Annotated in this window: 9 protein-coding genes; 6 read left to right on the top strand and 3 right to left on the bottom strand. The window is 38.9% G+C overall.

Annotated elements, in window-relative coordinates; genetic code table 11:
* Positions 1-7 precede the first annotated feature (7 nt).
* From F8M47_RS11195 to F8M47_RS11180, 4 genes are all read left to right on the top strand, one after another.
* Positions 8-1117, top strand: a complete 1110-nt coding sequence (locus F8M47_RS11195) for a CdaR family transcriptional regulator (protein WP_150540237.1) — start codon at positions 8-10, stop codon at positions 1115-1117.
* Positions 1118-1251: 134 nt separating this feature from the next.
* Entirely contained in the window at positions 1252-2514 is a 1263-nt protein-coding gene (locus tag F8M47_RS11190) for a GntP family permease (RefSeq protein ID WP_150540160.1), read from the top strand.
* 10 nt (positions 2515-2524) lie between these two features.
* Positions 2525-3658: a glycerate kinase gene (locus F8M47_RS11185; RefSeq protein WP_150540159.1), complete on the top strand. Its 1134-nt coding sequence runs from the start codon at positions 2525-2527 to the stop codon at positions 3656-3658.
* Positions 3659-3676: 18 nt separating this feature from the next.
* Positions 3677-3949, top strand: coding sequence for an acylphosphatase (locus F8M47_RS11180; protein ID WP_150540158.1), 273 nt, complete (start codon positions 3677-3679; stop codon positions 3947-3949).
* A gap of 67 nt (positions 3950-4016) precedes the next feature.
* On the opposite strand, the gene F8M47_RS11175 is transcribed toward F8M47_RS11180, so the two are convergent.
* The 3 genes from F8M47_RS11175 to dusA are packed head-to-tail and all read right to left on the bottom strand — an operon-like array spanning position 4017 to position 7997.
* The gene (locus F8M47_RS11175) at positions 4017-5585 is read right to left on the bottom strand and encodes an ATP-dependent nuclease (RefSeq protein WP_150540157.1); all 1569 of its coding nucleotides are present in this window, start codon (positions 5583-5585) and stop codon (positions 4017-4019) included.
* A 9-nt stretch (positions 5586-5594) separates the two neighbouring features.
* Positions 5595-6959, bottom strand: a complete 1365-nt coding sequence (gene ppnN, locus F8M47_RS11170) for a nucleotide 5'-monophosphate nucleosidase PpnN (protein WP_150540156.1) — start codon at positions 6957-6959, stop codon at positions 5595-5597.
* 60 nt (positions 6960-7019) lie between these two features.
* Positions 7020-7997 (bottom strand): tRNA dihydrouridine(20/20a) synthase DusA, encoded by a 978-nt coding sequence (dusA, locus tag F8M47_RS11165; protein WP_150540155.1) that lies wholly within the window; start codon positions 7995-7997, stop codon positions 7020-7022.
* 372 nt (positions 7998-8369) lie between these two features.
* Here dusA and F8M47_RS11160 point away from each other — a divergent pair, with 372 nt between their 5' ends.
* Positions 8370-9350: a ribonucleotide-diphosphate reductase subunit beta gene (locus tag F8M47_RS11160; protein ID WP_150540154.1), complete on the top strand. Its 981-nt coding sequence runs from the start codon at positions 8370-8372 to the stop codon at positions 9348-9350.
* A complete protein-coding gene (locus F8M47_RS11155) occupies positions 9337-11001 on the top strand; it encodes a ribonucleoside-diphosphate reductase subunit alpha (RefSeq protein WP_150540153.1) in 1665 nt (554 codons plus the stop codon). The genes F8M47_RS11160 and F8M47_RS11155 overlap by 14 nt, the downstream gene beginning before the upstream one ends.
* Positions 11002-11155: the final 154 nt, after the last annotated feature.

Below are 11155 nucleotides of genomic sequence, written 5' to 3'. Positions count from 1 at the left end.
AAATATGATGAAACTAGATAAACAAACTGCTCAAGCGATAGTTAAACGCACTATGCAAATTATTCCAAATTCAGTCAATGTGATGGATGAACAAGGGCTTATTATTGCTTCGGGTGATGCTTCTCGAGTAGGCGAACGCCATACAGGGGCGGTAGTGGTATTACGCCATGATCAAGCGGTCGAAATTGATGAAAAATTAGCAAAACAATGGAATTATGAAGCCAGAGAGGGCCTGAATTTGCCAATTCGCTATTTAGGCAAAACCATTGGTGTAATTGGTATTTCGGGTTCGCCAGAAGCGGTTCGCCCTTATGCAGAATTGGTTACTATGGCGGCAGAATTAATTGTTGAACAAGCAATTATATTGGAAACTGAACGTTGGCAACGTCGCTACAAAGAAGAGTTTCTACGCCAATTGCTAAAAGGTAGTTTAGATAAACAACAAACCGAGCAACAAGCACATTTCTTTAATTTAAATCCAGCACAAGCGTTAGCCACCATTATTATCAAATTAGATAAACCGACCTCTGCCGACTTGCAAACTGTGTTATTGCATTTAGAACAGCAACAAGAAAATGCAACAGTAGTGGTGGTAGATTTAGATAAATTAGTGTTATTACTGCACGCAGAAGATCTGCATTATCGCCAAAAACATAAAACGCTAAATTTACTGTTTCCAACGCAAACCGTGGAAACCGATTACCGAATGGTAATTGGTTGCCAAGTTGGGCATTTTGTGGAAGCGCATTTTTCGTATCAATCAGCGTTGCACACTTTAGCTTATGCGGAGAATAATCATATTAAAAAACAAATTATCAGTTTTGAAGATTATCGTTTACAGGCATTACTAGCCGATTTCTCTCGCTCTTGGCAGGCAAAAGAATTATTTTCCCCTGTTCAGCAATTAATTGAACAAGATGAAAAAAATGTATTTTTCAAAAGTTTGCAACAATATTTTTTATCAAATTGTGATCTAGTTCACGCTTCAGAAAAACTGTTTATTCATCAAAATACATTACGTTATCGATTAGAACGTATTGAGCAAATAACTTCCTTATCTTTCAATAAGATAGAAGATAAATTTATATTGTATTTGGGGGCGATGTTAACGAGCTAATCTGTTAATTTTTACAAAATTAGACCGCTTGTATAGCAAGTTTTTTGTGATTTTTACTAACGACTTTTGTTTAAAAATGCGCATAATGCTGAACAATTTCTTTTCATCATTTCTTTGCAATTAGGGAGAACATTATGGTCGCAGTTACTGCAGTCGGAGCTGTTGTTGCGTTATCAGTTGCGATAGTTTTAATCTTAAAAAAAGTGCCACCTGCATACGGTATGTTAATCGGTGCGCTAGTTGGCGGTTTGGTAGGTGGTGCGGATCTTTCCCAAACGGTCAGCTTAATGATTGGTGGAGCACAGGGGATTACCACTGCTGTGATGCGTATTTTAGCCGCAGGTGTGTTGGCAGGGGTACTTATTGAATCGGGCGCTGCGAGTACGATTGCTGAAACGATAGTGAAAAAACTCGGTGAAACTCGGGCATTATTAGCGCTAGTACTTTCAACCATGATCTTAACTGCGGTAGGCGTATTTGTGGATGTTGCGGTTATTACTGTATCTCCGATTGCATTAGCCTTAGCAAAACGTGGAAATTTATCTAAACCAGCGATTTTATTAGCGATGATCGGTGGCGGTAAAGCGGGTAATTTAATGTCCCCAAACCCAAATGCAATTGCCGCTTCTGATGCGTTTCATTTACCTCTTACCTCAGTGATGGCGGCGGGCATCCTGCCTGCGGTTTTCGGTATTATTCTTACTTACTTTTTAGCAAAACGTTTGATCGACAAAGGCTCAAAAGTGGCAGATAGTGAAGTTTCTGCAAATAATCTGCAAAATTTACCCGCTTTTCTCCCTGCAATTGTTGCACCGCTTTGTGCGATTATCTTACTTGCATTACGTCCAATTGCTGATATTAAAATAGATCCGCTTATTGCGCTTCCTCTTGGTGGCTTAGTTGGTGCATTAGCAATGGGTAAATTAAAACAAGTAAACCAATTTGCGACTTCGGGTTTACTAAAAATGTCTCCTGTTGCTGTGATGTTATTAGGAACAGGTGCACTAGCGGGTATTATTGCTAATTCAGGTTTAAAAGATGTGTTAATTGAAGTGCTAACAGCTTCAGGCTTACCATCTTATTTATTAGCGCCAATTTCTGGGGCATTAATGTCATTAGCGACTGCTTCTACTACAGCGGGAACTGTGGTGGCATCTAATGTATTTAGTGCGACATTAATTGAATTAGGTGTGAGTGCATTAGCTGGAGCGGCAATGATTCACGCAGGTGCAACCGTATTTGACCATATGCCACATGGTTCTTTCTTCCACGCTACAGGTGGTAGTGTAAATATGGAAATGAAAGAACGCTTAAAACTCATCCCTTACGAAACAGCCGTCGGGTTAATTATGACGATTGTTTCAACCCTTGTGTTTGGTGTGTTTAAATTATTCTAAGAGGTAAAATATGAAAATTGTTATTGCTCCAGATTCATTTAAAGAAAGCCTTACTGCGCTCGAGGTAGCACAATCGATTGAAAGCGGTTTCAAACGTATTTTTCCTGATGCGCAATATATCAAAGTGCCAATGGCAGACGGCGGTGAAGGTTCGGTTCAGTCATTAATTGATGCAACAAAGGGTGAATTATTAGAAGTTGAGGTTACAGCCCCACTTGGCAATAAAGTAATGGGCTTTTTAGGTATTTCAGGCGATAAACAGACCGCTTTTATTGAAATGGCTGCCGCTTCAGGTTTGCATCTTGTACCGTTCGAGCAACGTAATCCACTTAAAACTACCAGCTTTGGTACAGGAGAGCTAATTAAAAAAGCGCTGGATTTAGGTGTGAAGAAAATCCTGCTTGGTATTGGTGGTAGCGCAACAAATGATGGCGGTGTTGGTATGTTGCAAGCGCTGGGTGCTTCTTTTAAAAATGCAGAAGGCAAAGAGATCGAATTTGGTGGAGAACAATTACAACAGATTCAACAAATCTCGCTTGAAAAGTTAGAGCCTCGTTTAAAAAACGTTGAATTTGAAGTGGCGTGCGATGTAAATAATCCGCTATGTGGTGAGCGAGGTGCTTCGGCAGTATTTGGTCCGCAAAAAGGTGCAACACCTGAAATGGTGCAAATACTAGATAACGCTTTGGCACACTTTGCAGATATTGTGTTAGCTCAACTTGATATTGCGATTGCCAACCATGCTGGCGCTGGTGCAGCAGGCGGAATGGGCGGTGGTTTATTGTTATTGCCAAATATTCAACTGAAAGCAGGGGTGCAAATTATTCTTGAAGCCACTCGTTTAGCAGAGCATATCAAAGAAGCAGATTTAGTGGTTACAGGCGAAGGACGTATGGATGCGCAAAGTATCGCAGGCAAAACCCCAGTAGGTGTAGCCAAAACGGCAAAACAGTTTAATGTACCTGTGATTGCGATTGTTGGCTGCTTGCGAGAGGATTACAATGTGGTGTATCAGCACGGTATTGATGCGGTATTCCCAATTATTCGTCAGCTAAATTCCCTTGAGGAAACCTTAAAGCAAGGGCGAGAAAATTTAGAATCTAGCGCAGAAAATGTAGCTCGTTTAATTCGATTGAAAATCTAAATGAGGTAGGAGGGGCTTATGCAACATAAACTTTTTATTGTCACTGGGCGAGTACAAGGTGTCGGTTTTCGCTTTTTTACACTGCAAGAAGCGGGCAAAATCGGCATTAAAGGTTATGTGAGAAATCGAGAGGAAGGCTCGGTTGAAGTGGTGGCTGTGGGCTCAGAATCACAAATGGTTGCTTTCAGAAATTGGTTACAAAAAGGCCCTCCAACTGCAGTAGTACACAATTTAATTGAGCAAAATTACCAAGGTTCGGAGCAATTCGAACGGTTTGAAATTCGCCATTAGTTTCCCAATTTAAACAAGCGGTTGAATTTGTGAAAAAAGTAGCAAATTCGACCGCTTGTTTTTGGGGTTACTGTTCTTTGAGCAGTTGTAACACTTTGATAAATAACTTTTTAAATAAACGAGGAATGGCTTGTTTGCCTCGTTGTTTGATTTCGTTAGAAATGGCAAGCGCCAAATCGGGTTTAGAGGTGGATTGAATCGCTCGTTTGATAATGGTTTTGGTTGGATACTTATTATCTTTCGGTTGCCAACGCGCAAGCCGAACAAATACGTTTCTTAACCCTTCATGATAGAAAAAATGTTCAATATCTAAATCTGGAATTACGCTCAAATGTTTGCCCACAACTTCGTTTTCCTGCAACATACTTCTTGCAATATCGGCATATTTTTTACCCGCTTGATCGCCGTCGGTTAGCACATACCACTCGATGCCCATTGCCTTCGCATATTTAATCAATGGGCGTAGCCCACATTGAGCAAATTCAACAATACGGATTCCTTCCATTTCTAAATTAATGTCTAGTAGATTTGCTAGCTCGGTTAAAATCCAAACTTCTGTTTCTCCTTCCACTAAAATCCAAGCCCGAGAAAAGAGTGCTAAACCGCGATTGTAGTGAATATGAAAAGTAAGTTTACGTAGATCTTCTTTGCCTAACGGACTATACGCTAGTGAAAAGGCTTCGGTATGATCACGATAGCGAACTAAGCGACTGATTTCGCGTAATGGCACTTGCGAAAGGAGTTCCATTGAATTTGTGGTAGTAATTCTTTGCACGGGGAGATAAGTAACCAATTCCCAAAAAATCGCAATCATACGAGGATGTAAACGTGCCTCCAGATCTTCAAACAGAATAATGGGTTTTTCAACTAAGCGTAACTTTTGGTTGATAATAAACAGGGAAGAAAGATGAGTGCGTACCTGTTGAGTGGCTTCACCCGTTTGATCTTGCTTTAAACGTAAACACAGTGATTTCACTTTTTCCCACAAAAGCGTGGTATCTTGCATCGCATCGGCTAATTGCTGACGGCTTTTGTTATTTAAAAAGTAATAATGCAACAGCAATGAAAGGGCGTTTAATTCACTTTGTAAGCCATCTTGTTCATGTATCACTTGTGGGAAAACGGTTTCTAGCGGCGCAAATTTATTTAAACGTGCGTCTTTAAAACGATAAACAGGAGAGTGATTGATAATGGAGCGAATAATTTCTTGCTGATTTTCAACGATAAGCGGGTTGCCTGTATGATCCAAAAATTGATAAATAGTTTGGAGCTCGTTATTTAGATGTTGCCCCAAAACTTGCAGATAAATGGAAGGATTGCCTTGTTGGTCTCTATAAAATAAATGACAATAAGATTGATGGATACTGGCTTGGCATTCATCAACTTGTTCAATACCAAAGGTGAATAGCAGGCGGATTTGCTCCGCCTTTTTGCTGGTTGGATGATATTGCTGATGAAAATCAGATTCACTAAATTGATACAGCTCGCCTTTGAGATTAAAAATATGGCTTAATGCATCTAGTAAACTGGATTTACCCCAAGAGTTTTCACCAATTAGCACCATATTGGGGCGCAACGGTAATTTGAGTTGATTGATGCCTCGAAAGCCACTGATTTCAATTTGTTGTAAATACATAATTAACCGCTATTTATAAATTTGATAACAAGGTTTGTAAGCCTCTCCCGTTGGCAATTTCATTCGATGTTGTTGCACAAAACGTTCTAACAAGCGGTCGATTTTTTCCATTAGTTTACGATCGCCTTGGAGCTGGAAAGGCCCAAGTTGTTCAATCATATCTTGTGTATCTGGCTTAATATTGCCTGCTACAATTCCTGAAAACACACGGCGCAAATTAGCAGCAAGTTGCTCTACAGGTTGGGTAAAATGCAGATCTAAATTTGCCATATTTTCGTGGGTTGGAATGAATGGCTGAATAAAAGCATCATCAATTTTCAGTGACCAGTTAAAGCTATAGGAATCTGACAAAGCTTGGCGTTGCTGTTTTACCTCTTTCATAGCCTGCACCATTTTTTGTGCTACTAATACAGGGTCATTAATAATAATTTCATACTGTTTCTGTGCTTGCTTGCCGAGCGTCTCGCCAATAAATTCATCAATGCTAGCGAAATAGTCCGCACTTTCTGGTGGAGCGGTCAAAATTACAGGTAATTTTTGCAAGTTATTCGCAGGATTGAGTTTGATACCGATGATGTACAGCAATTCTTCTAAAGTCCCAGGCCCTCCTGGGAAGATCACAATACCATGTCCAAGACGTACAAAGGCTTCTAAGCGTTTTTCAATATCTGGCATGATAATTAATTCATTGACGATAGGATTTGGTGGTTCAGAAGCAATAATCGAAGGCTCGGTAATTCCGATAAAGCGACTATTTTTGTAGCGTTGATTAGCATGACCAATTGCAGCCCCTTTCATTGGCGCTTCCATTACCCCTGTGCCACAGCCTGTAACAATATTGAGTAAACGTAAGCCAAGTTCTGTCCCGACCGCACGGCAGTATTGGTATTCGGTTTGATTGATCGAATGCCCACCCCAGCAGACGATCAGATTTGGATCTGAATTCATTGATAGTGCTTTAGCATTACGCAAAATAGAAAAGACTTGATTGGTGATATAGCGACAATCAGTTTGTGGTTGATCTTGTTTAAAATATTGGGAAAGGGCACTGACGAATACAATATCACGCAGCACTGCAAATAAATGATATTGGATATTCAACATCATTTTACCATCGACAAAAGCGGTTTCAGGCGGGTTGTGTAGTTCGAGTGTTACGCCTTTTTCTCGGGTGATCAGATTAATATCAAAATGTTGATATCGATTGAGTAGCGCACGGCTATCATCGGTGACTGCCCCCGAATTAAGTACTGCAAGCGAGCAATTGCGATAAAGAGAATAAAGATTACCTTGAGCATTTTTAGTCAGCAATTCCATTTCTAAATGGGAAAGTTGATCTAAACTGCCTTTTGGATTAACAGAATGGATGGTCATGTTTCCCCCAAGAGTGCATAAGATAAAAACATTATGCATACTTAGGGAGAAATCGCAAAGTTAATTATGTTCTTCTACAAAGCTTAGTGCTTGTTCAACAACTTCAACGCCTGCACCTTGTTTTGTGGCGTTTTCACTTAAATGACGACGCCATTGACGTGCGCCTTTACAGTTTTGGAATGCGCCTAACATATGACGCACAATATGATTTAAATAAACCCCTTTTTGCGTTTGTGCTTCAATATATGGCAACATTTTTTCGACCGCTTCACGGGCAGAAACAAGCGGTCTATTTTCACCAAAAATTTGTGAATCAATTTCGCCTAGTAATGAAGGATTTTGATAAGCCTCACGCCCTACCATTACGCCATCAACAAACTGCAAATGTTGTTTGATTTCTTCAACGGTTTTAATGCCACCGTTAATTGAAATATTTAAATGCGGAAAATCACGTTTGAGCTGATACACTCGTTCATAATCAAGCGGTGGAATTTCACGATTTTGTTTTGGGCTCAAGCCAGACAGCCACGCTTTACGAGCGTGTACAATAAAGTCGTGGCTATATGGCTGAATTTTTTCTACAAAGTCACATAAAAATGCATAGCTATCTAAATCATCAATACCAATGCGATGTTTTACTGTAACAGGAATTTGCACCGCATCTTGCATTGCTTTAATGCAGTCAGCGACTAAATCAGCTTTAGCCATTAAACAAGCACCAAACATACCATTTTGAACACGATCTGACGGACAGCCCACGTTTAAATTGATCTCTGCGTAGCCTCGTTCTTCGACTAACTTAGCGCAATGTGCTAACTGTGCTGGATTGCTCCCTCCTAATTGCAACGCAACAGGATTTTCGCTCGGATCGTATTCAAGTAGATCGTATTTGGCGTGAATGATCGCAGGGGCTGTGATCATTTCAGTGTAAAGCAACGCGTGCTGGCTAAATTGGCGGTGAAAGTAGCGACAATGGCGAGTTGTCCAATCAAGCATTGGCGCAACAGAAAAGCGCCCGCGATAAAATTGATTTTGCATAATAGTAAAGTGATATAGCCTGTTAAACTAACAAGCGGTGTCATTTAGCTGTTTTTTTGCAAAAGCTTTGCGCATTTTGGGCTAAATTCGACCGCTTGTGAAAGGATTGAAATTGCACTTATGATACTATAAAACGCTTGTGAGTTCACGGTTTTTAGATCCGCTTTAGCATTTGATTAGAATTAATGCAATACAATATCTAGTAAATTTTTATGAAGAAAACACTAGATATTGATTTTAAAATTGACAAAAAATTTTTTCTTTATAAATCAAACGACTAACTAAAAAGCTTGTTTGTCAAGACTTGTGATACTAAAAAATTTTCCCTAAAATCCACGCCTCATTCCTAGCATAAAGATAGAGTTTACGAGTATGTCTAAAAGAAACCTTTTTGAAAAACGCTTGAACATCAAGCCATACGAATACCCTGAATTATTAGAGTTTAAAGATGCGATTCGCCACTCTTATTGGCTACACACAGAATTTAATTTTACTGGTGATATTCAAAACTATCGTATTGATATTAATGATCACGAACGTCATGTTTTAACTCGTGCGATGCTGGCGATTTCTCAAGTGGAAGTTAATGTAAAACGTTTCTGGGGCGAATTATATCGCTATTTCCCTAAGCCAGAAATGGATGATGTAGGTGGTACTTTCGCAGAGTCTGAAGTTCGTCATAAAGATGCATACTCGTTTTTATTAGAAAAATTAGGCTTAAACGAAATGTTTAGCCAGATTCAAGAGATTGAACCATTAATGAATCGTATTCGTTATATGGAATCGTTTATGAAAGATAAAGATGCGGGTAAAGGTGAATTTGTGCTGTCACTCGTGTTGTTCTCGTTGTTTGTAGAACACATTTCATTATTTGGTCAATTTTTAATTATGATGTCATTCAATAAGCACAAAAATCTATTTAAAGGGATTTCAAATGCGGTTGAAGCAACATCAAAAGAAGAAGAAATCCACGGTAAATTTGGTATTGCGTTATACGAAATTTTACGTGATGAACACAGTGAGTTATTCACTCCAACATTCTTTGAAGAGTTAAAAACACTTTCAACTCAAGCATTTGAAGCGGAATGTGGTATTTTAGATTGGATTTTTGAAGAAGGCGATTTAAGTTTTATTAGCCGTGAAGCCGTAGAAAACTATATCAGAAGCCGTTATAACAACTCGCTAATGACACTTGGCTTAGAGCCTCCATACGATGTAAATCCTGAATTATTAAAAGAAACTGAGTGGTTTGATATTGAAATTCTTTCAACGAAGGAAACGGATTTCTTTAACAAACGTAGTACTGATTACAGCAAAAAAATGAAGCAGATTACCGCAGATGACTTATTCTAATACTCGCCCTGATTTTGACTGGCTAAATGAAGATAGCCGTTTATTTTTACAACGTGGTTACTTACTTGAAGGAACAACCGCATTAGATCGTATTCGTTTTATTGCTGAGCACGCAGAGCGTAAACTTGGCATTGAAGGTTATGCAGACAAATTCTATCACTATATGGCACGAGGCTATTTCTCGCTTTCATCGCCAATTTGGTCAAACTTCGGTTTAGATCGTGGTTTACCGATTTCTTGTTTTGGGAGCTATATTGGTGATTCAATCCATGAAATTATGGTGACAACTGCTGAAGTGGGGATGATGAGCAAAATTGGTGGTGGTACATCAGCCTATTTTGGTGATATTCGTCCACGTGGTTCAGCAATTAAAAATAATGGTAAATCAGACGGTTCGTTTAACTTTAGTAAATTGTTTGATACGGTTATTGATGTCATTTCGCAAGGTACTTCTCGTAAAGGTCAATTTGCGGGGTATATTGATATTGAACACGGTGATATTGATGAGTGGTTAGACATTCACACGGAAGGTAACCCAATCCAATTAATGTATTACGGTGTGTGTGTAGGACATGATTGGTTAGAATCAATGAAAGCGGGCGATCCGTATAAACGTCAGCTTTGGGCAAAATTACTACAACGTAAAACAGAAACAGGTATTCCGTATTTATTCTTTAAAGATAATGCGAATGCAGGTCGTCCAGACGTTTATAAAGATAAAAATATGACGGTACACGCTTCAAACTTATGTACCGAAATTATGCTTCCATCAAGCAATGATGAGAGCTTTGTTTGCTGTCTTTCTTCAATGAATCTACTTTATTTTGATGAGTGGAAAGATACAGATGCGCCTGAAGTATTAACTTATTTCTTAGATGTGGTCATGAGCGAATTTATTGAGAAAAGTAAGGATATGCCTTTCTTAGATCGTGCACATCGCTTTGCAACTCGCCACCGAGCGTTAGGTTTAGGTGTGCTTGGCTGGCACAGTTATTTACAAGCAAATAATATTGCGTTTGATAGCTTCCAAGCAATGCAGAAAAACAACCTAATCTTCAAAACGTTACAAGAAAAAACCTTAAAAGCATCGCAAGAATTAGCGAAACGTTTTGGTGAACCTGAAATCTTAAAAGGTTATGGTCGTCGTAATACCACTTTAATGAGTATTGCACCGACTAAATCAAGTAGCTTTATTTTAGGTAGCGTATCACCGTCGGTTGAACCGTTTAAATCTAACTACTATGTAAAAGATTTAGCAAAAATCAAAACAGTATATAAAAATCCATTCTTAGAGAAGTTACTTCAAGAAAAAGGATTAGATACAGAAGAAATTTGGGAATCAATTTTACATAATGATGGTTCTGTACAGCATTTAGAACAATTAACTGATGATGAAAAAGAAGTATTTAAAACTTTCTCTGAAATCAGTCAATTAAGCGTGATCCAGCAGGCTGCACAGCGCCAAAAATATATCGACCAAGGTCAAAGTATTAACATTATGGTTCACCCAGCAACGCCAGCGCGTGACTTAAACCAGTTATACTTAACTGCGGAAGAATTAGGCTTAAAATCAATTTATTACCAATACTCAATGAGTGCGGCACAAGTATTTAACCGCAACTTACTAAGCTGTTCTAGCTGCGAGGGGTAATTTAAATGTTGTAAACACCACCGAAAGTGATCTGCACCCCAAAAGTTGGACTAAACAGCCAACTCACTAAGGTGCAGATTTTTTTATGACTAAATACAATCAATCTTTCAAACAACAAGTCATCGAATTTTATCTTCAAAATGGTAAAAATCGA

Source organism: Actinobacillus vicugnae (assembly GCF_901687125.1).
GTDB lineage: Bacteria > Pseudomonadota > Gammaproteobacteria > Enterobacterales > Pasteurellaceae > Actinobacillus > Actinobacillus vicugnae.
This window is presented reverse-complemented; position numbering and strand designations above follow the sequence as displayed.